Source organism: Microbacterium sp. I2, from assembly GCF_051364985.1.
Lineage (GTDB): Bacteria > Actinomycetota > Actinomycetes > Actinomycetales > Microbacteriaceae > Microbacterium.
Window position 1 is genome coordinate 1 of sequence record NZ_JBLWIH010000014.1, and the last position, 22,955, is coordinate 22,955.

21 protein-coding genes are annotated in these 22,955 nt (G+C 69.8%); 8 read left to right on the forward strand and 13 right to left on the reverse strand.

The window, feature by feature from the left end; genetic code table 11:
- Window positions 1-38: 38 nt before the first annotated feature.
- From ACLKM7_RS12705 to ACLKM7_RS12715, 3 genes are read right to left on the reverse strand one after another with little or no spacing between them, the layout of a single operon-like run.
- The gene (locus ACLKM7_RS12705) at window positions 39-530 is read right to left on the reverse strand and encodes a peptide deformylase (RefSeq protein ID WP_436447532.1); all 492 of its coding nucleotides are present in this window, start codon (window positions 528-530) and stop codon (window positions 39-41) included.
- A 7-nt stretch (window positions 531-537) separates the two neighbouring features.
- The gene (locus tag ACLKM7_RS12710; RefSeq protein ID WP_436447533.1) at window positions 538-2,349 is read right to left on the reverse strand and encodes a MinD/ParA family ATP-binding protein; all 1,812 of its coding nucleotides are present in this window, start codon (window positions 2,347-2,349) and stop codon (window positions 538-540) included.
- Between the two features lie 52 nt (window positions 2,350-2,401).
- Window positions 2,402-5,809 carry a pyruvate carboxylase gene (locus tag ACLKM7_RS12715; RefSeq protein WP_436447534.1) on the reverse strand — a complete coding sequence of 1,136 codons (3,408 nt, stop codon included), beginning with the start codon at window positions 5,807-5,809 and terminating at the stop codon, window positions 2,402-2,404.
- An 86-nt stretch (window positions 5,810-5,895) separates the two neighbouring features.
- Here ACLKM7_RS12715 and ACLKM7_RS12720 point away from each other — a divergent pair, with 86 nt between their 5' ends.
- Together ACLKM7_RS12720 and ACLKM7_RS12725 are read left to right on the forward strand one after the other, a co-directional pair.
- A complete protein-coding gene (locus tag ACLKM7_RS12720; RefSeq protein WP_168914422.1) occupies window positions 5,896-6,705 on the forward strand; it encodes an AAA family ATPase in 810 nt (269 codons plus the stop codon).
- Window positions 6,706-6,867: 162 nt separating this feature from the next.
- Complete coding sequence (locus tag ACLKM7_RS12725; RefSeq protein ID WP_436447535.1) at window positions 6,868-8,097, forward strand: trans-sulfuration enzyme family protein; 1,230 nt, start codon at window positions 6,868-6,870, stop codon at window positions 8,095-8,097.
- 24 nt (window positions 8,098-8,121) lie between these two features.
- Here ACLKM7_RS12725 and ACLKM7_RS12730 read toward each other — a convergent pair whose 3' ends face one another.
- The 3 genes from ACLKM7_RS12730 to ACLKM7_RS12740 form a co-directional block, all read right to left on the reverse strand.
- The gene (locus tag ACLKM7_RS12730; protein WP_168914420.1) at window positions 8,122-8,664 is read right to left on the reverse strand and encodes a MerR family transcriptional regulator; all 543 of its coding nucleotides are present in this window, start codon (window positions 8,662-8,664) and stop codon (window positions 8,122-8,124) included.
- Between the two features lie 126 nt (window positions 8,665-8,790).
- A complete protein-coding gene (gene ftsR, locus ACLKM7_RS12735) occupies window positions 8,791-9,483 on the reverse strand; it encodes a transcriptional regulator FtsR (RefSeq protein ID WP_168914419.1) in 693 nt (230 codons plus the stop codon).
- On the reverse strand, window positions 9,483-9,986 hold the full coding sequence (locus ACLKM7_RS12740) for an FHA domain-containing protein (RefSeq protein ID WP_436447536.1): 504 nt from the start codon (window positions 9,984-9,986) through the stop codon (window positions 9,483-9,485). The genes ftsR and ACLKM7_RS12740 overlap by 1 nt, the downstream gene beginning before the upstream one ends.
- 169 nt (window positions 9,987-10,155) lie before the next feature.
- Here ACLKM7_RS12740 and ACLKM7_RS12745 point away from each other — a divergent pair, with 169 nt between their 5' ends.
- Window positions 10,156-10,506 (forward strand): hypothetical protein, encoded by a 351-nt coding sequence (locus tag ACLKM7_RS12745; RefSeq protein ID WP_343234356.1) that lies wholly within the window; start codon window positions 10,156-10,158, stop codon window positions 10,504-10,506.
- 6 nt (window positions 10,507-10,512) lie between these two features.
- Here the strand turns inward: ACLKM7_RS12745 and ACLKM7_RS12750 are convergent, their stop codons facing one another.
- Window positions 10,513-10,914 (reverse strand): hypothetical protein, encoded by a 402-nt coding sequence (locus ACLKM7_RS12750; protein ID WP_168914417.1) that lies wholly within the window; start codon window positions 10,912-10,914, stop codon window positions 10,513-10,515.
- Between the two features lie 103 nt (window positions 10,915-11,017).
- Here ACLKM7_RS12750 and ACLKM7_RS12755 point away from each other — a divergent pair, with 103 nt between their 5' ends.
- The gene (locus ACLKM7_RS12755; RefSeq protein WP_436447537.1) at window positions 11,018-11,716 is read left to right on the forward strand and encodes a copper resistance protein CopC; all 699 of its coding nucleotides are present in this window, start codon (window positions 11,018-11,020) and stop codon (window positions 11,714-11,716) included.
- 10 nt (window positions 11,717-11,726) lie between these two features.
- Window positions 11,727-13,124, forward strand: coding sequence for a dihydrolipoyl dehydrogenase (gene lpdA / locus ACLKM7_RS12760; RefSeq protein ID WP_436447538.1), 1,398 nt, complete (start codon window positions 11,727-11,729; stop codon window positions 13,122-13,124).
- A 53-nt stretch (window positions 13,125-13,177) separates the two neighbouring features.
- On the opposite strand, the gene ACLKM7_RS12765 is transcribed toward lpdA, so the two are convergent.
- Window positions 13,178-13,828 (reverse strand): CYTH domain-containing protein, encoded by a 651-nt coding sequence (locus tag ACLKM7_RS12765; protein WP_436447539.1) that lies wholly within the window; start codon window positions 13,826-13,828, stop codon window positions 13,178-13,180.
- Window positions 13,815-14,048: a response regulator gene (locus ACLKM7_RS12770; protein ID WP_168914414.1), complete on the reverse strand. Its 234-nt coding sequence runs from the start codon at window positions 14,046-14,048 to the stop codon at window positions 13,815-13,817. The genes ACLKM7_RS12765 and ACLKM7_RS12770 overlap by 14 nt, the downstream gene beginning before the upstream one ends.
- A 113-nt stretch (window positions 14,049-14,161) precedes the next feature.
- Between ACLKM7_RS12770 and glgP the strand changes: the two genes are divergently transcribed.
- A complete protein-coding gene (gene glgP / locus ACLKM7_RS12775) occupies window positions 14,162-16,723 on the forward strand; it encodes an alpha-glucan family phosphorylase (RefSeq protein WP_436447540.1) in 2,562 nt (853 codons plus the stop codon).
- A gap of 103 nt (window positions 16,724-16,826) precedes the next feature.
- Here the strand turns inward: glgP and ACLKM7_RS12780 are convergent, their stop codons facing one another.
- Complete coding sequence (locus ACLKM7_RS12780; RefSeq protein ID WP_436447541.1) at window positions 16,827-17,468, reverse strand: endonuclease domain-containing protein; 642 nt, start codon at window positions 17,466-17,468, stop codon at window positions 16,827-16,829.
- Window positions 17,469-17,867: 399 nt separating this feature from the next.
- Between ACLKM7_RS12780 and ACLKM7_RS12785 the strand changes: the two genes are divergently transcribed.
- Entirely contained in the window at window positions 17,868-18,599 is a 732-nt protein-coding gene (locus tag ACLKM7_RS12785; protein WP_436447542.1) for a glutamine amidotransferase, read from the forward strand.
- 15 nt (window positions 18,600-18,614) lie between these two features.
- Here the strand turns inward: ACLKM7_RS12785 and ACLKM7_RS12790 are convergent, their stop codons facing one another.
- The 3 genes from ACLKM7_RS12790 to ACLKM7_RS12800 form a co-directional block, all read right to left on the reverse strand.
- Entirely contained in the window at window positions 18,615-19,352 is a 738-nt protein-coding gene (locus tag ACLKM7_RS12790; RefSeq protein WP_436447543.1) for an NAD(P)H-hydrate epimerase, read from the reverse strand.
- Window positions 19,349-20,407 (reverse strand): YihY/virulence factor BrkB family protein, encoded by a 1,059-nt coding sequence (locus tag ACLKM7_RS12795; protein ID WP_436447544.1) that lies wholly within the window; start codon window positions 20,405-20,407, stop codon window positions 19,349-19,351. The genes ACLKM7_RS12790 and ACLKM7_RS12795 overlap by 4 nt, the downstream gene beginning before the upstream one ends.
- A gap of 254 nt (window positions 20,408-20,661) precedes the next feature.
- Window positions 20,662-21,210 (reverse strand): GNAT family N-acetyltransferase, encoded by a 549-nt coding sequence (locus ACLKM7_RS12800; RefSeq protein WP_436447584.1) that lies wholly within the window; start codon window positions 21,208-21,210, stop codon window positions 20,662-20,664.
- Between the two features lie 70 nt (window positions 21,211-21,280).
- Between ACLKM7_RS12800 and ACLKM7_RS12805 the strand changes: the two genes are divergently transcribed.
- The gene (locus tag ACLKM7_RS12805; protein WP_436447545.1) at window positions 21,281-22,951 is read left to right on the forward strand and encodes a GspE/PulE family protein; all 1,671 of its coding nucleotides are present in this window, start codon (window positions 21,281-21,283) and stop codon (window positions 22,949-22,951) included.
- The last annotated feature ends 4 nt before the right edge of the window (window positions 22,952-22,955 follow it).

Here is a 22,955-nt window from a genome sequence, read left to right on the forward strand (position 1 = left end):
GGGCCTTCTCGAAAGGCCCGGGCCGCGGCATTCTCACGTCAGAACCAGTCCGACTCGCGGATCTCACGCATCGCGACGCGGCGCTCTTCGGGGGTGAGCCGGTCGAGGTACAGCATCCCGTCGAGGTGATCGGTCTCGTGCTGCAGCGCCTGCGCGAGCAGCCCCTCACCCTCGACGACGATCTCGTTCCCGTCGAGGTCGATGCCGACGACCTTCGCGTACGGATATCGGATGGCGTCGTGCCAGAGTCCGGGAACCGAGAGGCATCCCTCCCCGATGGGCTGCGGGTCGCCCGATGTCTCGACGAGCACGGGGTTGAGGACGTAGCCGATGTCGCCGTCGATGTTGTAGCTGAACGCTCTCAGCCCGACACCGATCTGGCACGCGGCCACCCCGGCGCGACCGGGGAGCTCGACGGTGTCGATCAGGTCCTTCACGAGGGCGCGCACGCCGTCGTCGATCTCGCCGATGGGAGCGCTGACCGATTTCAGGACGGGGTCGCCGAAGACACGAATGGGACGAACTGCCATGGATGCCTCAGGCAGCCGAAGCGTAGGAGCGCAGGCCCTCGACGACCGCGGCCGCGAGCTCGCGTGCCGCAAGGCGGGTCGCGGGCTGCAGGTCGCGGAACACGATGGCGCTTCCGGTCGCGATGTGGGGGTCGTACGGCATGCGGACAACCGACCGCACCCGCGTGCGGAAGTGCGACTCCAGCTCGTCCAGCTGCACCAGCGGCTGCCCGGGACGCGCGTTGTTGAGCACCACCACGGCGCCGCGCACCTTGTCGGAGTAGCCGTTCGTCTCGAGCCACGTGAGCGTCTCGGAGGCGAGGCGCGCCTCGTCGACGCTCAGTCCTGCCACGATCACGATCTGATCGGCGAGATCCAGCGTCGCGCCCATCACGGAGTGCACGATGCCGGTACCGGTGTCGGTGAGCACGACCGAGTAGTAGTGCGCGGCGAGCGACGCGACATCCCGGTAGTCCTGGTCGTTGAAGGCCTCAGAGACGCGCGGGTCGGTGTCGGACGCGACGACGTCCAGGCGCGTCTCGTCGCGGGCGACGATGTTCGAGAGGTCGTTGAAGCCCACGACATCGCCGCGCACGCGCACGAGGTCACGGACGGTCTTGCCGCTCTCGCGCGAGATGCGCTCGGCCAGCGTGCCGCGGTCGGGATTGGCGTCGACGGCGATGACGCGATCGTCGCGTGCGTCGGCGAGTGCCATGCCCAGCAGCGTCGTCACGGTGGTCTTGCCGACCCCGCCCTTGCGAGACAGCACCGGCACGAACCGCGCGCCGCCGGTCAGCGGCGCGGAGATGCGGCGATCGAGCTCTTTGCGGGCGCGGGCGCGCTTGCCGTCGCCCAGGTTGATGCGCCGACCCGAGATCGAGTACAGGAAGTGCTGCCACATCCCCTCCGGCTCGGAGCGGATCACCTGGTGCGGGTCGAGCAGGCGATCGGCCGTGAGAAGATCGGCGGTCTCGCGGTCGGGTTCGAACTCGCCGAGGCGCTTGGACGTCAGCGCGACGCCGGCACGAGGCTGCGACCGCTCGACGGCCCGCTCGACGACGGGGAGCGCGCCGGTGTGGTGCGCTTCGCGCCGCGTGGCCGGCGTCGGTCCGGTCGAGGCAGTCGGCGCGGCGGGCGCTGCCGGCGGAGCGGATGCCGCGCTCTGGGGCGCGCGCGCGCCGGATTCCTCCGGTGCGTCGTCGGACGGGGTGTCGGCGATCATGGGCTCCTCCGCGGTCGCGGCGGCCGCGTCCGCAAGCCCGGCGGCGAACTCGGCGTCTTCGAACTCGGCATCCTCGAATGTCACCGCATCGTACTCGTCGGCGGCGAATGCGGCGACTCCCTTGAAGTCGGCGTCGTTCACGTCGTCGTCATCCGGCGCGGAGCCGTCGGCGAGAGGGGACGCTGCGGCTGCCTCAGCCTCACCAACCGCCGTCTCATCGAGCGCGGAGGTCACTTCGAACACCTCGTCGGCGTCGGCGATGTCCTCGACCGCCTGCGGATGGTCGAAGCCCCCGGTCTCCGCCGTCCAGTCCTCGAGCTCTGGTTCGGTCTCGATGATCTCGGCCTCAGCGGTCTCGACGGCGGGCTCGTCCGGGTGGACTGTCACGGCAGCGGCGGGCAGCTCGGCGTCCGCGGGGATATGCACCACGAACGGCACCTCGTCGTCGATGACGTCGTCGTCGGCGAGGTCGTCTTCCGACTCGGTCGGCAGTTCGACGCTCACCTGTGCCGTCGCACCGCCCAGGATGCCGAGTCCGGTCGTGTCGAGGCTCCCCGTGTCGGAGAGCACGCCGTTCACGGCTTCGTCGGGTGTGTGGTCGGGTCGGTCGGGCGTCACTGCGGAGATCTCCAGAGCAGAAGGGCGTTTCGGGCGGATGCCGCCCTCCAGGCTACTGGGCGGGACGGACCACGACCAAAAGGTCGCCCGCCTCGACCTGTGCGGTCTCGGCGATGGCCAGACGCTCGACGACCCCGTCGACGGGCGCGGTGATGGCCGCTTCCATCTTCATCGCCTCGATCGAGGCGACCGGCTGGCCGGCGACGACCGCGTCGCCGACGACCGTCTTGAGCGTCACGACGCCCGAGAACGGCGCCGCCACCTGACCGGGCTTCGACGTGTCGGCCTTCTCCGCCTGACGGGACTCGACCTGGATGCTGCGATCTCGCACGAATACCGGACGCAACTGGCCGTTGAGCGTCGTCATGACGGTGCGCATGCCCTTGTCGTCGGCTTCGCCGATGGCCTCGAGGCCGACGAACAGCTGCACACCGCGCTCGATCTCGACCACGTGCTCCGTGCCCTGCGCGAGACCGTACAGGTAGTCCGCGGTGTCGAGCACGCTGAGGTCGCCGAAGACCTCCCGGCGCTGCTCGTACTCGCGGGTCGGCGCCGGGAAGAGCAGCTTGTTCAGCATCGCGCGGCGGGACGCGGCATCCGCTTCCAGTGCCGCCGACTCGCCTTCCGTGAGCGGCGTCACCTCGATGTTCACCGTGCGGCCCTGCAGCACCTTCGTGCGGAACGGCTCCGGCCAGCCGAACGGCAGCTCGCCGAGCTCACCGGCCATGAAGCCGACGACGGAGTCGGGGATGTCGTAGTTCTGCGGGTTCTCGGCGAAGTCCTTCGGGTCGGCCTTGACGGCCGCCAAGTGCAACGCGAGGTCGCCGACCACCTTCGACGACGGCGTGACCTTCGGCACGCGCCCGAGGATGTCGTTCGCAGCCGCGTACATGTCCTCGATGAGCTCGAAGTCCTCCGAGAGCCCCAGAGCGATCGCCTGCTGGCGCAGGTTCGACAGCTGACCACCGGGAATCTCATGATGGTAGACGCGCCCGGTGGGACCGGGCAGACCGGACTCGAACGGGCGGTACAGGTGACGCACGGCCTCCCAGTACGGCTCCAGATCGCTCACTGCATCCAGGTCGATGCCGGTGTCGCGCTCGGTGTGCGACAGCGCCGCGACCAGGGCCGACAGCGACGGCTGGCTGGTCGTGCCCGACATCGGCGCGGCGGCCGCGTCGACGGCATCCGCCCCCGCCGCGCTGGCGGCCAGCAGCGTCGCCAGCTGCCCGCCTGCGGTGTCGTGCGTGTGCACGTGCACCGGAAGGTCGAAGTTCTCGCGCAGGGCGGAGACTAGACGGGATGCCGCAGCCGGCCGCAGCAGGCCCGCCATGTCTTTGACCGCGAGGACGTGCGCTCCCGCGTCGGCGATCTGCTCGGCCACGCGCAGGTAGTAGTCCAGCGTGTACTGATCCTCGGCGGGATTGAGGAGGTCGCCGGTGTAGCAGACCGCGACCTCGGCGACGGCTGTGCCGGTCTGCAGCACGGCGTCGATCGCCGGGCGCATCTGCGACACGTCGTTCAGTGCGTCGAAGATGCGGAAGATGTCGATTCCGGATGCCGCGGCCTCGCGCACGAACGCATCGGTGACCTCGGTCGGGTACGGCGTGTAGCCCACCGTGTTGCGGCCGCGCAGCAGCATCTGGATCGCGACGTTCGGCAGCGCCGTGCGCAGCCGGTCCAGGCGCTCCCACGGATCCTCCCCGAGGAACCGCAGGGCGACGTCGTACGTCGCGCCGCCCCATGCCTCGACCGACAGCAGCTGCGGCGTCAGACGTGCGACGTACGGGGCTACCGTCACGAGGTCCTTGGTGCGGACGCGGGTGGCCAGCAGCGACTGGTGCGCGTCACGGAAGGTCGTCTCGGTCACGCCGAGGGCGTTCTGCTCACGAAGCGCCCTCGCGAACGCGGCGGGGCCGAGCTCGAGCAGGCGCTGGCGCGATCCGGCCGGCGCTTCGACCGTCAGATCGACGACCGGGAGCTTCAGGCGCGGGTCGACCGTGACCGGGTTGTCACCGTGCGGACGGTTCACCGTGGTGTCGGTCAGCCAGTTGAGGATCTTGGTGCCGCGGTCCTTGGACTCGCGGCCCCTGAGCAGGCCCGGCCGCTCGTCGATGAACGACGTCGACACGTCGCCGGCGACGAACGACGGGTCGTCGAGCACCGCCTGCAGGAAGGGGATGTTCGTCGAGACGCCGCGAATGCGGAACTCGGCGAGAGCACGACGCGCACGCACCACCGCGGCGCCGAAGTCGCGGCCCCGGCACGTGAGCTTGGAGAGCATCGAGTCGAAGTGCGGGCTGATCTGCGAGCCGGCAGCCGTCGTGCCGCCGTCCAGGCGGATGCCCGCGCCGCCGGGTGAGCGGTACGTGGTGATCTTGCCGGTGTCGGGGCGGAAGCCCTGGGTCGGGTCCTCCGTCGTGATGCGGCACTGAAGCGCCGCTCCGCGGAGGCGGATCCGATCCTGGGTGAGGCCGAGTTCGTCGAGGGACTGGCCCGCCGCGATGCGCATCTGCGACTGGACGAGGTCGACGTCGGTGACCTCCTCGGTCACGGTGTGCTCGACCTGGATGCGCGGGTTCATCTCGATGAAGACGACCTCCCCGGTGCGCGGGCCCGCGGTCTCGAGGAGGAACTCCACCGTGCCGGCGTTCTCGTAGCCGATCGACCGCGCGAAGGCGACGGCGTACGCGTGCAGCGCGTCGCGGATCGCAGGATCGAGGTTCGGCGCCGGCGCGATCTCGATCACCTTCTGGTGGCGACGCTGCAGCGAGCAGTCACGCTCGAACAGGTGAACCGTCTCCCCCGTCCTGTCGGCGAGGATCTGCACCTCGATATGCCGAGGGCGCTGGACGGCCTGCTCGAGGAACACGCGGGCGTCGCCGAACGCGCTGTCCGCTTCGCGCATGGCCTCGGCGAGGGCGGGTGCGAGTTCTTCACGCTGCGCGACGCGCCGCATCCCTCGTCCGCCGCCGCCGGCGACGGCCTTCACGAAGATCGGGAAGCCGATGTCGTCGGCCTGCGCGAGGAGGGCGTCGACGTCGTCCGATGCATCCGTCGACCGCAGCACCGGCACGCCCGCCGCCACGGCGTGCTGCTTCGCAGTGACCTTGTTGCCGGCCATCTCGAGCACGCTCGCGGGCGGTCCGATGAACGCGATGCCGTTCGCGGCGGCCTTCTCTGCCAGGTCCGGATTCTCGGACAGGAAGCCGTACCCGGGGTAGATCGCGTCGGCCCCCGCTTCTTTCGCGACGCGGATGATCTCGTCCACGTCGAGATATGCGCGTACGGGATGACCCTTCTCACCGATCTGGTACGCCTCGTCGGCCTTCAGCCGATGCAGCGAGTTGCGGTCCTCGTATGGGAAGACGGCGACGGTGCGCGCCCCCAGTTCGTAGGCCGCTCGGAAAGCGCGGATGGCGATCTCACCACGGTTCGCGACCAGGATCTTGCGGAACATTCGACCTCCGTGGGCGGCGGTGCAGACGGGCCCCTGGAAACGGGCTGAGTGTGCTCTCAGCCTAGGGGACGGTAACGTGGTGCCTTGTGCACGTCCTTTCCGTCAGCTCGCTCAAGGGAGGCGTCGGCAAGACGACCGTGACTCTCGGACTCGCGTCGGCGGCCTTCGCCCGCGGTGTCCGCACGCTCGTCGTCGACCTCGACCCGCAGTCCGACGTGTCGACGGGCATGGATATTCAGGTCGCCGGGCGACTGAATGTCGCCGATGTCCTCGCCAACCCCAAGGAGAAGACGGTCCGTCAGGCCATCACCTCCAGCGGCTGGGCGAAGGTGCATCCGGGCACCATCGACGTCATGATCGGCAGCCCCTCGGCGATCAACTTCGACGGACCGCACCCCAGCGTGCGCGACGTCTGGAAGATGGAAGAGGCGCTGGCCACGATCGAGGCCGACTACGACCTCGTGCTGATCGACTGCGCGCCGTCCCTGAACGCGCTCACCCGCACGGCATGGGCCGCGAGCGACCGCGTGATCGTCGTGACCGAGCCCGGCCTGTTCTCGGTGGCCGCCGCCGACCGGGCCCTGCGCGCCATCGAAGAGATCCGCCGCGGCCTCTCCCCCCGCCTGCAACCGCTGGGCATCGTGGTCAACCGCGTGCGTCCGCAGTCGATCGAGCACCAGTTCCGCATCAAGGAGCTGCGCGACATGTTCGGCCCGCTCGTGCTCGCGCCGCAGCTGCCGGAGCGCACGTCGCTGCAGCAGGCTCAGGGCGCCGCCAAGCCGCTGCACATCTGGCCCGGCGACTCCGCACAGGAGCTCGCGGCCGACTTCGATTCGCTCCTGGACCGCGTGATGCGCACCGGCCGCATCCCGGTGCCCGACGACACCCGCGCCTGACCCGGGCCCTTCGCCCCTGCACGACGCGGGCGCGACCGATCGACTCCGGCTGAGCAGTGGCGGGTCAGCAGAATGCTCGCGCGATGGTCAGATTGCTCGCTTAGTGCGCGACCCACTGCACAGGACTTGCCTTTCGCGGCGAAGTCGCTGAACATATCGACCATGGCACCGATGACGCTGCACCCCGACAGCCTTGCCGTGCACGCCGGGCGCGATGATCTCGCGGCCCTCGGCGTACACGCCCTCCCTCTCGACCTCTCGTCGACGAACGCTCTGCCCGACGTCGACCTCGGCGGCCTGTCATATGAGGTGCTCGCGACCGGCGGACACCCGTTCGAAGGCGGCTCCAACGTCTATGCGCGCCTGTGGAACCCGACCGTCGCGCGGTTCGAGGAGGCACTCGCGCGTCTGGAGCATGCCGAAGAGGCCGTGGCGTTCTCGTCAGGCATGGCCGCCGTCACCGCCGCCCTGCTCACCCTCGCGCACGAACGAGGTCGCCGGCACGTCGTCGCGGTCCGCCCGCTCTACGGCGGCACGGATCACCTTCTCGCCTCGGGGCTGCTGAGCGTCGAGACCACGTACTGCACGATCGAGAACGGCGGGGCGGATGCCGTGGCCACAGCGATCGGGGACGACACGGCGCTCGTCGTGGTCGAGTCGCCCGCCAACCCGTCGCTCGAACTCGTCGACATCCGCGCGGTCGTGGCGGCGGCCGGCGACGTGCCTGTACTCGTGGACAACACTTTCGCCACGCCCGTGCTGCAACAGCCCCTCGATCTCGGCGCTTCGCTCTCGCTCCACAGCGCAACGAAGTACCTCGGCGGGCACGGCGACGTCGTCGGCGGCGTCATCGCGTGCGACGCGCGCACCGCGGCGGCCCTGCGGCGCACGCGTGCGATCACCGGGGCCCTGCTCCATCCCCTGGCGGCCTATCTGCTGCACCGGGGGCTCGCGACGCTCCCCGTGCGCGTGCGGGCCCAGCAGGAGAACGCCCGCGTCGTTGCGCGATGGCTGGCCGCACGCGAGGACGTCGACCGCGTCCACTTCCCGGAGTTCCCCGAGTGCGACCCGCACGGGCTGATCGGCACGCAGCAGTCCGGCCCGGGCGCGATGATCGCGATCGAGCTGGCCGGGGGCTACGACGCCGCCCGCGCGCTCACCTCGTCGGTGCGACTGTTCACGCACGCGGTCTCGCTCGGGAGCGTCGACTCGCTCATCCAGCACCCCGCGTCGCTCACACATCGCCCCGTGCAGGCCCACGCGAAGCCGTCGGACGCGCTCGTGCGCCTCTCGATCGGGCTCGAGGACCCTTCCGACCTCATCGCCGATCTCGAGCAGGCGCTCTCGGAGGGCGCCAGGAATCGGGCCCCCGCCGACGTCGCGATGAGCTGACACGGCGACCGCCGTGCCGACGCGTCAGGCGGTGCGTGCGGCGCGGCGGAGTGCGAGTTCGTCCATCGCGTCGGGCTTCTCGACCTCGAACTCGACGAGTTCGGACTCGACCTCGCGCAGGACCTTGCCCACTGCGATGCCGAACACGCCTTGACCGCGGCTCACGAGGTCGATGACCTCGTCGTTCGAAGTGCACAGGTACACCGATGCGCCGTCGCTCATGAGCGTGGTTCCCGCGAGGTCGCGGATGCCTGAGGCCCGGAGCTGGTCGACCGCCGTGCGGATCTGCTGCAGGGAGATGCCGGTGTCTAGCAGGCGCTTGACGAGCTTGAGCACCAGGATGTCGCGGAAGCCGTAGAGCCGCTGAGATCCCGACCCGCTCGCGCCGCGAACCGTGGGCTCGACGAGCTCGGTGCGGGCCCAGTAGTCGAGCTGGCGGTATGTGATGCCGGCGGCGCGTGCCGCGACGGCTCCGCGATAGCCCACCTCGTCGTCCATGGCCGGCAGTCCGTCGGTGAAGAGGAGTTCGGCGACGAACGGCTCGTTGTCTGACGCGTCTCGTGTCATGCCTATCCCCCCTCCGGAATCGGATATCTCCACGCTAGATGAGCCGCACGCTTGCGGCAATGACATCCGCTGTTGGCGGTCCGGCGTGTCGCGCGTTTCTGCCCTGCGACATGCCGCTGGGCCGCGTCAGGACAGCAGCCGATCCAATGCTGACCGCACGAAGATCGAGCGGACTTCGTCGAGACGTTTGGCCAATTCGGGTGCCAGCTCGCCCGCGCGACCGCGGGACGAGGCATCCGTCCTGCGCAGCAACGGGGCGAGAGCGGACTCGACCAGGGCGACATCGCGTTCGGCGTTCTGCCGCAGTGCCCGCACGTGCCGGGGTTCGATGCCGTGCCGGTCGAGCGCGACGAGCGCGCGCAGCAGCGCGACGGACTGCTCGGTGTAGCTCTCGCCGGCCACGAGCACGCCGGTGCTGATCGCGTCATTGAGCAGCTGCGGCGCGGCACCGGATGCGGCGAGCAGCTCATCGCGTCGGTAACGGCGCGGCGCCGGCAGGATCGACGGCGGCGGCACGGCGGTCGGCGTCGCGGGGTCGCGCCCGGCGTCGACGTCTTCGAGGTAGTCGCGGATGACCGACAGCGGCAGGTAGTGGTCGCGCTGCAGCGTGAGCGCCAGGCGCAGGCGTTCGAGGTCGTCCTGAGAGAACTTGCGGTACCCGGACTCGGTGCGCAGCGGGGTGACGATGCCCTGAACTTCGAGGAACCGCAGCTTGCTCGACGTGAGCGAGGGGAACTCCGGCGACAGCCGCGCGAGCACCTGGCCGATGCTCAGAAGACCCGCGGACGAAGATCGTTCGCGGGCGGACGCAGCGGGCATCAGACGTCCGCGGTCTGGGACAGATCGGCCGGTGAGACGAAGAAGTTGAGACGGAACTTGCCGACGCGAACCTCGGCGCCGTTCGTCAGCGCCGCGCGGTCGACGCGCTCACCGTTCACGTACGTGCCGTTGAGCGAACGCTGGTCCACGAGCTCGAAGGCTGTGCCCGTGCGGGTGATCTCGGCATGGCGGCGCGAGACGGTGACGTCGTCGAAGAAGATGTCGGCCTCGGGATGCCGGCCGACGGTCGTCACGTCGGTGTCGAGCAGGTAGCGCGCTCCGGCGGTGGGTCCTGAACGCACGAGCAGCAGTGCGGCGCCCGACGGCAGTGCTTCGATCGCGTCGAGCTCGGCTTCACCGAGCTCGCTGCCGAACGGCACGAACGACAGGTCGGAGTCGTGCCCGAACGTCTGCGTCGTGTCGGCTGCGCGATCGGACTCGTGCGCGGCGGCCCCGGCAGCCCGGCGAATGTCGCCCTGGTCGGGTCGGCGGTCGTCCTCCACGTTGTCCTCCTTCGACGCCCCAGCCTATCCGATCGCGGGTGCCGCGAAAGTGCAGGTTTCGAGGATCCGGCCGCATCGCATTGTTTCGTCTCGTGTCGACCCGCGTGCTCCGCGCAAGCAGCGCGCCTAGCCTGGCGGAGTCCGAATCCGACGAGTCAAGGAGTCCCCCGTGTCGAGCCCGCACCGCCACATCCCGCCCCTCGAGGTGCGTGAGCGTGCGGCGTGCATGTGCGACCACGGAGATGCCTGCACGTCGTACGCGCCGGGCCATGCGCTGCACCTGATCCAGGCGCGCCTCGCCTCGGCGACGCCCTCGGACTGGGCCGACGCGATCGTGGAGGCCGCCGACGGGCGCTCGGGTTTCGTCATCGTCCGGACGCTGGACGACGGCTCGGCGGTCGCACTGTGGAATGGCGCAGGCGCCGCGGCGCGCCTGGCGGTGGGCACGCCTGTCGCGCTCCACGAGCGCTATCACGTGCTCGCCGTGGGTGGCGAGCGGTTCAACGTCCTGCGCGGCTGACTCGCCTCAGCTCATCGCCATCATCTTGTCCTTGACCGCCATGCAGGCGTCCATGCAGGCCTTGCACGCCTGAGCGCACATCTTGCAGACCTCGCTGTGGTCTGCGTGCTCCATGCACTCGTCCATGCAGGTCTGGCACATGGCGATGCACGCGTCGAGCATCGCCATCATGGAGGCCGGCGTCATCCCCTGCATGCGCATCATCGAGCGCATCATGGTGTTGCACATGTCGGCGCAGTTCATGCACGCCGGCGCGCACGACATCATCTGGGTCGAGCAAACCGTGCACGCCTGCTCGCAGGCCGAGCAGGCGTCCATACAGGCCTGCAGGACCGCCATGTCCATCTCCTGCATGCCGGGCATCGACATCATGTCTTTCGACATGGCGCCCATCATCATGCTGTCCATCGCCCACCTTCTTCCGCTGTCGGGTCGGCGGGCAGGTCGTCCCGCCTGCGGCCATGCTAGACCTCGCGGGTTCCGGATCGAAGGGCCGATTAGGCTCGATCGGGTGACGTCACAAGGAATTCACACAGCCCGCCCGTCCCGTGCAGCCGCGCTCGCCACCGCGGTGCTGCTGGCCCTCGCCGGTGGGGTGGTGACGGCATCCCCCGCCTCCGCTCACGACGAGCTGCTGGGCAGCGACCCCGCGGCTGACAGCACCGTCGAGGTCCTGCCTGCCGAGCTGACACTCACCTTCAGTGGCGTGATCGCCCCCGACGAGGGTGCGTCAGAGGTGCAGGTGACGGATGCCGAGGGCACGACGCTCACCGATGGCACGCCCTCCGCTCAAGACAACGTGCTCACCCAGCCGCTCGCCGCGGAGGGACTCGGGGGCGAGGCATCCGGTCTCATCACGGTGCTGTGGAAGGTGGTCTCGAGCGACGGGCATCCCATCTCGGGCGAGTTCTCGTTCACCGTGACGGGCGCACCAGGGCCCGACCCCACCCAGACCACCCAACCGGCCCCCGCGCCGTCCGAGTCGATCGCGCCGAGTGTGAGCCCGACGGGCGAGACGACCCCCTCCGCCGCACCCGCGGCCGACGAGGGCTCCAGCGCTCTGCCGTGGATCATCCTGGGCCTCATCGCCGCGGCTGTCGTGGGCGGCGTGACGTACCTGCTGGTGTCGCGCTCGCGCCGCGAACGGGCCCTCGCCGAGGGCGCTCGCGACGGCGCTCAGCCCGGATCCGAGCCCCCTGCCGACCGATAGGCTTGGAGCCATGCCACATTACGACGTCGTCATCCTCGGCGCGGGCCCCGGCGGGTACGTCGCGGCCGTCCGCAGCGCTCAGCTCGGCCTCTCGGTCGCGATCATCGAAGAGAAGTACTGGGGCGGTGTGTGCCTCAACGTCGGCTGCATCCCCTCCAAGGCGCTTCTCAAGAACGCCGACCTGGCGCACCAGTTCCACCACAAGGCGGAGCTGTTCGGCATCTCGGGCGACGTCTCGTTCGACTTCGGCGTCGCGTGGGATCGCAGCCGCAAGGTGTCCGACACCCACGTCAAGGGCATCCACTACCTGATGAAGAAGAACAAGGTCACCGAGTACGAGGGCCGCGGTTCGTTCACGGGACCCAACGCGATCCGGGTGACCAAGACCGACGGCACCACCGACGACGTCACCTTCGACAACGCCATCATCGCCACCGGCTCGCGCGTTCGCCTGCTGCCGGGCGTCCAGCTGAGCGAGAACGTCGTGACGTACGAGGAGCAGATCCTCTCTCGCGACCTGCCCTCGTCGATCGTGATCGTGGGGGCCGGCGCGATCGGCATGGAGTTCGGCTTCATCCTCGCCAACTACGGCGTCAAGGTCACCATCATCGAGTTCCTCGACCGCGCGCTCCCCAACGAGGACGCCGACGTGTCGAAGGAGATCACCAAGCAGTACAAGGGGTACGGCGTCGACATCCTGACCTCCACCAAGGTCGAGACCGTCACCGACCAGGGCGACAAGGTCACCGTCGCCTACACCGCCAAGGACGGCAGCGCGGGCTCGATCGAGGCCGACAAGGTGCTCATGTCGATCGGCTTCGCCGCCAACGTCGAGGGCTTCGGGCTCGAAAACACCGGCGTCAAGCTCTCCGACCGGGGTGCGATCGACATCGACGACCACATGCGCACCAACGTGCCGCACATCTACGCGATCGGCGACGTGACCGCCAAGCTGCAGCTCGCGCACGTGGCCGAGGCCCAGGGTGTCGTCGCGGCCGAGACGATCGCGAAGGCCGAGACCATGACGCTCGGCGACTACCGCATGATGCCCCGCGCGACGTTCTGCTCGCCGCAGGTGGCCTCGTTCGGTCTGACCGAGCAGCAGGCGCGCGACGCCGGCTACGACGTCAAGGTCGCCAAGTTCCCGTTCTCGGCCAACGGCAAGGCGAACGGGCTCGGCGAGGCGATCGGGTTCGTCAAGCTCATCGCGGACGGCGAGCACCTCGAGCTTCTCGGCGGCCACATGATCGGTCCGGACGTGTCGGAGCTGCTGCCCGAGCTCACGCTCGCGCAGAAGTGGGACCTGACCGCGCTCGAGGCGGCGCGCAACGTCCACACCCACCCGACGCTGTCGGAGGCCGTGCAGGAGGCGTTCCACGGCCTCGCGGGTCACATGATCAACCTCTGACTCGCATCGGTGAAGGCCCGGAACCGTTCTCGGTTCCGGGCCTTCTCGTGTGTTCAGCGACCGAGGGCGCGAGCGAGTTTCGACGCGGATGCCGCAGCACGGCCGCCCACTGCGCGCACGGCGGCCTCGGCGGCCGACAGCAGCGCCGAGCGCTCGGCGGGCGACACGGGGGCCGCGGATCCGAGCTCGAACTCCCACTCCCGCCACGTCCGCTCCACGCCGTCGCGTTCGTCGAGGGCGGTGACCCGGTCGTCGACGAACTCGGCGACGAGATCTCCGGCGGAGTCCAGGAGCGCGTACGCCGTGCGGGTGTTGCGGATGCGCGCGATCGCCGCGAAAGCGGTGGCTTCCGTCACCGCAGCCAGCGCGGCGCGCACCTCCGCGGGAACCTCGGCGTGCGAACCCAGCGGCCACTGCTGTTCGATGCGGCCGCCTTCGGGGCCGCGCGGCCCCTTGATGTGCCAGCCCTCGTCCGGCCCGCCGGTGCGGCGACGCGCCGCGTATCCTGCGTGCGCCAGCGAGAGGTCATCGGTGTCGAAGTAGACGGCGTCGAGTTCACGGCGCTCGGCCTCGCCCACGGACGCAACGCCCGGCAGTCCGGACCAGTCCGGCAGCGGCGTCTCGTCAGCGACGTCGAACTTGAGCTCGATCTCTACGGAGCTGGTGCCGCCTGAGGTCGTCGGGGCTTCGTCACCGTCGGTCACGTGCCGTGTCGCTGTAGGGATCGATGTCGTCCTCGGACTCGACGAACCAGAACTCCGCCTCGGTCGGGCCGTCGCCGTCGCCGGTGTTCTCCGGCGAGCCCTTTCGCTCGTAGACGACCTGCGTCTCGCTGTAGGGAACGATCATGCGGTCCAGCTGCGGGTCTTCGAGGGGCAGGACCTGCCCGTCGAGCGGTCCGCCGTGAAGTCGTGCGATAGCCATGAGGCGAGCCTAGACCCGAGGCGCCGGCGGGCGGCGGCACTTGACTCGGCAGCATCCGGTTTGTGCCCCTCGCTCGTGCAAGCGCTTCCAGCTTGGGCCCCTAGAATGCACGCGTGAAGGCCATCCGAACGTTCACCGTCCGTCCCGTCCTCGCCGAATCCCTCACACCCCTGGACCGCCTCGCCTCGAACTGGCGCTGGTCGTGGAGCCGGTCCACCCACGCGCTGTTCGCGTCGATGGACCCCGCGCTGTGGGACGAGATCGGCGCGAACCCCGCACGCATGCTGGGGGCGGTGGGTCAAACGCGCCTGGACGAGCTGGCCAGCGACGAGGCCTTCGTCGCCCGCGTCCGGGAGGAGGACGACCGGCTCTCGGCGTACCTCACCGGCGAACGCTGGTACCAGGGCCTGCAAGACCCCAAGCCCGCTCACATCGCCTACTTCTCCCCCGAGTTCGGCGTCGACGGCTCGCTGCCGCAGTACTCCGGAGGCCTCGGCATCCTGGCCGGCGACCACCTCAAGAGCGCCTCCGACCTGGGCGTCCCGCTCACCGGTGTCGGCCTGTTCTATCGCGCGGGCTACTTCCGTCAGTCCATCGGCGACGATGGCTGGCAACGCGAGAGCTACCCGCTGCTCGACCCGTACGGCCTCGGGCTGACCCTGCTGCGGGACCGCAACGGCTCCCCGGTGGAGATCCCGCTCGCGCTGCCCGGCGACCGGCGCCTGCACGCCAGGATCTGGGTCGCCGACATCGGGCGCGTGCCGCTGCTGCTGCTCGACTCCGAGACTCCGTCCAACTCCGACGACATGCGCAAGGTCACCGATCGTCTGTACGGAGGCGGCGGCGAGCACCGTCTGCTGCAGGAGCTGCTGCTCGGCGTCGGCGGCGTCCGCGCAGTCCGCGCATGGTCCGAGATCACCGGGCGACCCGCTCCCGACGTCTACCACACCAACGAGGGCCACGCCGGATTCCAGGGTCTGGAGCGGATGTCGGAGCTCATCACGCACGATGGGCTGACGTTCGACGAGGCCCTGGCTCAGGTGCGCGCGTCGACGGTGTTCACGACCCATACGCCCGTGCCCGCCGGGATCGACAGGTTCTCTCGCGACCTCATCGCCGACGTGCTCGCGGGTGGCCTGTTCGAGGGGCTCGACGGCGGGCGTGCGATCGCCCTGGGTCTCGAGACGTGGGACGGCGGCGACCAGGGCGTGTTCAACATGGCGGTGCTCGGCCTGCACCTGGGTCAGCACGCGAACGGCGTGTCGGTGCTGCACGGTGAGGTGAGCCGCGGCATGTTCGGCCATCTGTGGCCGGGCGTCGATACCGACGAGGTGCCGATCACGTCGATCACCAACGGCGTGCACGCGCCGACGTGGGTGCACCCGGCGCTGAAGGCGCTGAGCGAGCGCGTCTGGGGCGACGCCCATACCGACGCCCACGACTGGACCGACCGCGAGGCCGTGACCGACGCGGAGCTGTGGGGCGTCCGCCAGCAGATGAAGGGCGAGCTCGTCGCCGAGGCACGACGCCGGGTCACGGCGGCATCCGTTTCGAATGGCAGCGGTGTGACGCCGTCTTGGGTCGGCGATCTGCTCAGCCCCGACGTCCTCACGATCGGGTTCGCCCGCCGCGTCCCGACCTACAAGCGCCTCACGCTCATGCTGCGCGATCCCGAGCGCCTCACGCGGCTGCTGACCGACCCCGAGCGGCCGGTGCAGATCGTGATCGGCGGCAAGTCGCATCCTGCCGACGACTCGGGCAAGATCCTCATCCAGCAGCTGGTGCGCTTCAGCCGCGACCCGAAGGTGCGCGGCCGCATCGTGTTCCTGCCGGACTACGACATCACGCTCGCGAAAGACCTCTACCCGGGATGCGACGTGTGGCTGAACAACCCGTTGCGCCCGCTCGAGGCCTGCGGTACGAGCGGCATGAAGGCCGCGCTCAACGGCGCGCTGAACCTGTCGATCCTCGACGGCTGGTGGGACGAGTGGTTCGACGGCGAGAACGGCTGGGCGATCCCGACCGCCGACACCGCGGCGAACGACGAGGAGCGCGACGACGCCGAAGCCGCGGCACTCTACGACCTCATCGAGCACCAGCTGGTGCCCAAGTTCTACGACCGCGAGGGGGGCTTCCCCCTCGCGTGGCTCGGAATGGTGCGCCACACCATGACCGACCTGGGCACCAAGGCCACGAGCGACCGGATGGTGCGCGACTACGTCCAGCGCCTGTACGTTCCTGCCGCCGCGCACGATGCGGCGCTGCGCGCTGACGGCTTCGCCGAGGCCAAGGCGCTCGCCGCGTTCATCGGGCGGGTGAAGGATGCCTGGGCCCGAATCTCGATCGCGAGCGTCGACAGTTCCGGCATCCCGCAGCAGGCGCAGGCCGGCGACACCCTCGAGGTGCGCGCCGACGTGCGGCTGGACGGGCTCTCGCCCGAGGACGTCGCGGTGGAACTGGTCTACGGCCGCACCGACGAGGACGACGCGCTGGCCGCCGAGCACTCCGTGCACCGTCTCGATCCGGCCGGACCCGCCCACGACGGCATCGTGACGTTCACCGGCGCCCTGCCGCTCACCGTCACCGGCACCTTCGGCTACGCCGTGCGCGTCGTGCCGCGGCACGAGCAGCTCGTCTCCCCTGTCGAGCTCGGCCTCGTGACCTACGCATCGTGAGCGCGGGGGCCTGCACAGAATCGGAGACTTCGGCAGACACGCCGAGACCGGATGCCGCCGCCCGGCGTTTCGCGCAGGACCTCCGATTCTGTGCACGCCGACATCACCGAAGGTGTAACCCGCGGTCGACGTAGCCGAGGATCGCCAGTTCGACAGTCCGCCAATCGTGGACGACCAGCGCGTAGTCGAACCGGAGCGTCACGTATCCCCATGCCGCTGCATGCGCGTCTCGCACAAGATCTTTGTGGCGGTGCGACTCGCCGTCATGGTTGTCGACTCCGTCGACCTCGACGATGAGCCGATCGCCGATCACGAAGTCGACGCGACCGACGGAGACGATCGACTGCTGCGCCCTGACCGACAAGCCGTGGGGTCGTAGGCGCCATCGCAGCAGCGATTCGAGCCCGCTGTCGGCGTCGCGGCGGGCGAAGGCGATCGCTTCTCGGGCCGGGGCATTGGTGTGCGCCTGCAGCCACTGCACATCGGAGCTCGAGAGCTTGCCCTGTCTCAGTGCGGACTCCAGCGCGACGAAGAACGCCTCGATGCCCTGGCATCGCAGAACCTGCCGCACGGTCGCTCGGACGGATGGCACGCCGAACACGCTCTTCTTTCCGTCCTCGTCGGACCAGTGGACGACGCACGTGCACTCGTCGTGCGCGTACGCCCGGGCGTGGGCACCGAGCGCGATGTGCAGGTTGCCGCCGTGCTCAGGAACCCAGAGGCCGTGATGGACAGCCGCAGACACGCACGCGACCGACCCACCGTGCGCCGCTGCTGTCCGGACCGTCTCGCAGGCGCCGCGCTCGTAGACGCCTCGCCTGACTTTACGAAGCGAGCCACGGTGGACGGCCTTGGCGATATTCGACCGCGACTGCCCCGCAATCGCTTCTTGATATGTCATGACGGCAGGGGCGGGAGCGGTGCACATTCCTCAACGCTGCGGGGCGCGGCATCCGCCCCCGCCCCGCTTCTCGCGATCTGTCGATAACCTGGCCGGCCAACTCCCTGTGGAGGAGTGGAGCTGCCGCACAGAATCGGAGACTTCGGCGCACACGCCGAGACCGGATGCCGCCGCCCGGCGTTTCGCGCAGGACCTCCGATTCTGTGCGCCGCGCCGCGTGCCGCTCGCGCCTAGGCTGGTCGGGTGAAGCCCTTCGTCCTGCTCGCCACGCGCGCCGAGGACGTCCCCGCCGACGAAGAGTACGCACTCTTCCTCCGCTACACCGGGCTCGAGGAGCGCGATCTCGTGCGTGTGCGACTCGAGGCGGGCCCCATGCCTCACCTCGATCTCGACGGGCTGTCGGGCATCTTCGTCGGCGGTGGGCCGTTCAACGCCTCCGACCCCGCCGAGACGAAATCGGCCGTGCAGCGACGGGTCGAGCACGAGTTCGACACGCTCCTGGATGAGGTCGTCGCACGGGATTTCCCGTTCCTCGGCGCCTGCTACGGCGTCGGCACGCTCGGCGCACACCAGGGCGCCGTGATCGATCGTCGCCACAGCGAGCCGATCAGCGTCGTGCCCGTCACGAAGACGCGGGCCGGGGCATCCGATCCCCTCCTCGACGCCCTGCCGACGACGTTCGACGCCTTCGTCGGGCACAAGGAGGCGATCTCGCAGCTGCCGCGCTCGGCGACGCTCCTCGCCTCGTCGCCCGCGTGCCCGGTGCAGATGTTCCGTGTGGGCGCCAACGTGTATGCCACGCAGTTCCATCCCGAGCTCGACGTCGAGGCCATCACGACCCGCATCCACGCGTACGCGGGGCACGGCTACTTCGGGGCCGACGAGCTCGAGCTCACCCTCGCGGCGGTGCGCCGTGCCGCCGTGTCGCATCCGAGCCGCATGCTGCGCACGTTCGTCGAACGCTACGCCCGGTAGGCGGGGCGCCGCTCGTCATCCGGTCACGACGCGCGAGACGGATGCCTCCCCTACCGGCACGAAGCCGTCGAGCTCGGGCCCGAGGCCGATGTCGGCGAGCACGAGCTCTCCGGTGAGCTCGGGACCCCGGCCGGTGACGAGGCCCGCCTTGACGGCGCCGAACGTGACGGTGACGGATGCCGGCAGCACATGGGCACCGCTGTCCCCGCTGTCGGGGTGCAGGCCGCTGGGCAGGTCCACCGCGATGACGCGCGAACGACCGGCGCGAACGGCCGGGAGCAGCGCCTCGACCGCCTCGCGGGCGCTGCCGCGCAGGTCGAGATCGGTCGTGCCGATGCCGAGGATCCCGTCGAGGATGAGGTCGTAGTCCTCGGCCGCCTCGCGCACGGCCGGGATCTCGACGCGACGAGCGCCCGCGCCGAGCGCCGACGCGAGACCTGTCTCGTGGACGCGCACCCCGACGGTCAGCACATCGACATCGACCTCGTCGGCGAGGTGGGCGGCCGCGTACAGCGCATCGCCGCCGTTGTCGCCGCTGCCGGCGAGCACGAGCAGGTGCCGGGCGTGGGCCGTCGCGATCGGCTGCGGCGCCCCGGCCGGCGCACCGCTGTCGCCCTGCCCGTCGCGGAACATCCCACGCACGACCTCCGCCAGCGCGGCGGCGGCGCGCGCCATGAGCGGCTGCTCGGCGGCGAGCAGCGGTGCCTCCGCGATCCGCACCTGCTCGGCGGTGAAGACCGGCACCTGGATCATGAGCGGGCCTCCGCACGTTCCCTCGCCCCGGCGTCCCCCTTGGAGCCGTCCGCGCCGTTCGCCGCGGCGCGCTCGGCGTCGGCCGCTTCACGCGCGAGCCGCAGCTCTTCGGCCGCGACGGCCGCGGCGTCCTCGGCCTGGCGCACCCGGCGCAGCGCGAAGGTGGGCGACCCGTGGCGCTCGCGCACGCGGTCGGCGCGCTCGCGCTCGCCGACGATCACCCACGTCCCCGCGAGCAGGATCACCTGGGCCGACAGATTCAGCCAGATCAGCAGGGCGACGAGCGACGCGAACGACGCGAGCAGGGGGTTGGAGTCCGCGCCCGCCACGAACAGGCCTGACAGCTGCTGCAGCACGATCAGCCCGACCGCGCCGACGAAGGCGCCCGACCACAGCGACCGCGGGTGCGCGCGGACGCCGCTCAGGGTGACGAAGGCGAGCGCGACCAGGGCCATGTCGAGCGCGAAGACGACGACGATCGACACGCCGCGAGTCGCGAGGTCGGCGAGGGGACCGCGGGCGATGCCCAGCCAGTCCAGCACCGCTCCGACGAACGAGGTGCCTGCGAAGGTGGCTCCGGCCGACAGGATGAACCCCCCGCCGATCGCGAGCGCGAGCAGCAGGTTGCGCAGCAGCACCCACAGGAACATCACGTCGTCGTGGACCTTGTCGGCGAGCGTGCGCAACGCACTGCGCAGCGAGCCGATCGCTCCGATCGCGGCCCCCACCAATGCCACAAGGGCGATGATCCCCGCCACCGTGAGGCCGGCGGGTGCGTCGATCCCGCTGACGTCGACGATGCCGCCTGGTCCGACCAGGCCCGGGATGGCGGCATCCACCGCTTCCACCAGGGAGTCCCACGCGGCGCGGTTGCCACTCAGCCACAGCGCCGCGAACGAGAAGCCGAGCAGCACGCCCGCGAAGACGGAGAACAGCGTGCGGTAGGTGACGCTGTCGGACAGCATCGGCCCGCGCCGCTCGGAGTAGTGAAGCCACACCCGCACCGGCTTGACAGACAGCGCCCACGCCGTCATCCGCTTGATCAGGTCACCCATGCGCGTCACCATACCCAGCCCCGAAAATCCGCGATCCCCGCTTGACGCGCGCGCCGTAGTGTGTCCCTCGGGATCGGGGCGCCGTGAGAGGGCTCGCGCAGACGCTGGCGCTCACCGGGACGGTGCGGGCGCCACATGGTGGGTCACCCCCACGGCGCTCACCGCGCCCGCCGACCCGTCACCCTGGTGAGCCTGCGGGCAGCTTCCGAGACCTCGACGATCGCGAGGTCCGACATCCCAGCGAGGCCGTGTCGTCATTCGAGCATGCTCAGGACGATTCGGCGCGCACGGCTTCCCGTGCCCTCGTCTTCGATGCGGTGCATGCCGATCTTCTCGGCGACCCGCTGGGAGGCGCGATTGTCAGGGTGGATGATCGCGATCAGCTCCCGTGCTTCGAGGTGCTCGATCACGAAGTCGCGACTGGCTGCCGCCGCCTCTGTCGCGACGCCCTGACCTTGCCACGCCGGCGTGACGTGATAGCCCACCTCGAGCTTGCTGAGCCCATCGACGTCCTGCCAGGTCAGGCCGCAGTCTCCTACGAACTCGCCCGCGTGCGTCTCGATGATCCAGAGTCCGTAGCCGTGTTCGGCGTAGTTCCGTTGGTTCCATGCGATCCATGCCGCGGCCTGTTCGCGGGACTTCGGCGCCGGGTAGTACCGCATGACATCGGGATCAGCCAACAGTCCGGCCATCGCGTCGAGGTCCGCCGGGGTCATCTGGCGAAAGCGAAGCCTTGCAGTATCCCGGGGAAGCACTTCTGCACGATAGCGGCCCGATGGTGTCCTCGTCCTGCGTCGTGCCATTCTCCACGCCGCATTCACCCGAGACTCCGCCCGCGCCCAGAACCTAGGATGAGCGTAGAAGGGTGGGCAGGTGAGAGGACTCGCGCAGACGCTGGTGCAGACCGGTGTCGTCGACGCCGACGAGATGTCGGATCTCGTCGCTCGCGCCGGCGACGGCGCGGAACTGCGGCACGAGATCGTCACCGCCCGCCTGGCCACCGAGACCCAGATCGCGCAAGCGATCGCCGAGCAGACCGGGCGCCCGTTCATCGACCTCGGTTCGACCGCACTCGACGCCGACATCATCGCCCTCGTGCCCGCCGCGCTGTGCCGGCGGTACCAGGTGATACCGATCACCCGCGGCCGGCGCCAGCTCATCATCGGCATGCTCGATCCGAGCGATCTCATCGCCCTCGACGACCTCACGACGGCGACCGATCTCAACATCGTGCCGGTGGTCGTCGCCGCCGACGCTCTGACCGCCGCCTTCAGCCGGTTCCTGCGCTCCGACGAAGAGCTGAGCGACCTCTCGGAGCAGATCGGCGAGAGCGCCGCAGTCGACTCCAGCCCCGCGGGTACCGAGTCGCTCGAAGACCAGTCCGGCGACGCTCCGATCGTGCGGTTCGTGAACCTGCTGATCACCCAGGCGATCAGCGACCGCGCGAGCGACATCCATATCGAGCCGGGCGAGCGGCAGCTGACGGTGCGGTACCGCATCGACGGCGTGCTGCACGAGATGCAGCGCGCCGATCGTGCGATCCAGGACGGCGTCATCTCGAGGCTCAAGATCATGGCCAACGTCGACATCGCCGAACGCCGTCGACCACAGGACGGCCGGCTCTCGGTCAAGCACGAGGACCGCCAGGTCGACCTCCGCGTCGCGACGCTGCCGACGGTGTGGGGCGAGAAGATCGTGATGAGAATCCTCGACAACTCCAGCAGCGCCCTGGAGATGTCGCAGCTGCGATTCTCGACGATCAACGAGAAGCGGTTCCGCACCGCCATCACTCGACCCCACGGGATGGTCCTTGTCACCGGACCGACCGGGTCGGGCAAGTCCACGACCCTGTACACCGCGGTGAACACGGTGGCCAGCCCGCAGATCAACGTCATCACCGTCGAGGACCCCGTCGAGTACCGCATCGAGGGCATCAGCCAGGTGCAGGTCAACCAGCGCGCGGGCCTGACCTTCCAGGCGGCACTTCGCTCGATCCTGCGATCCGACCCCGACGTCGTGCTCGTCGGCGAGATCCGCGACTCCGAGACGGCGCGCATCTCGATCGAGGCCGCTCTGACCGGTCACCTCGTGCTGTCGACGCTGCACACCAACGACGCGCCGAGCGCCCTCACCCGCCTCGTCGAGATCGGCTGCGAGCCGTTCCTGGTCGGCACCGCCCTATCGGCGGTGGTCGCTCAGCGTCTCGCCCGGCGCCTGTGCATGAAGTGCCGCGCCCCGTACGTCGAGGGCGCCGAAGCGCTGCGGTCGGTGGGCTTCCCGCACGATCCCGGCGACCTGCCCCAGCTGTACCGGGCAGTGGGCTGCTCGGCCTGCTCGGGCACCGGGTACCGCGGCCGCGTGGCTCTTCATGAGGTCATGACGCTCAGCGAGGGTCTCGAGCAGCTCGTCGTGGCGGGCGCCACCGGCACCGAGATGCGTCAGCTCGCGATGGCCGAGGGCATGGTGCCCCTCCGCGACGACGGCTTCAGCAAGGTCGCGCAGGGCGTCACGACGGTGGACGAGATCATGCGCGTCGCCGTCTGACGCC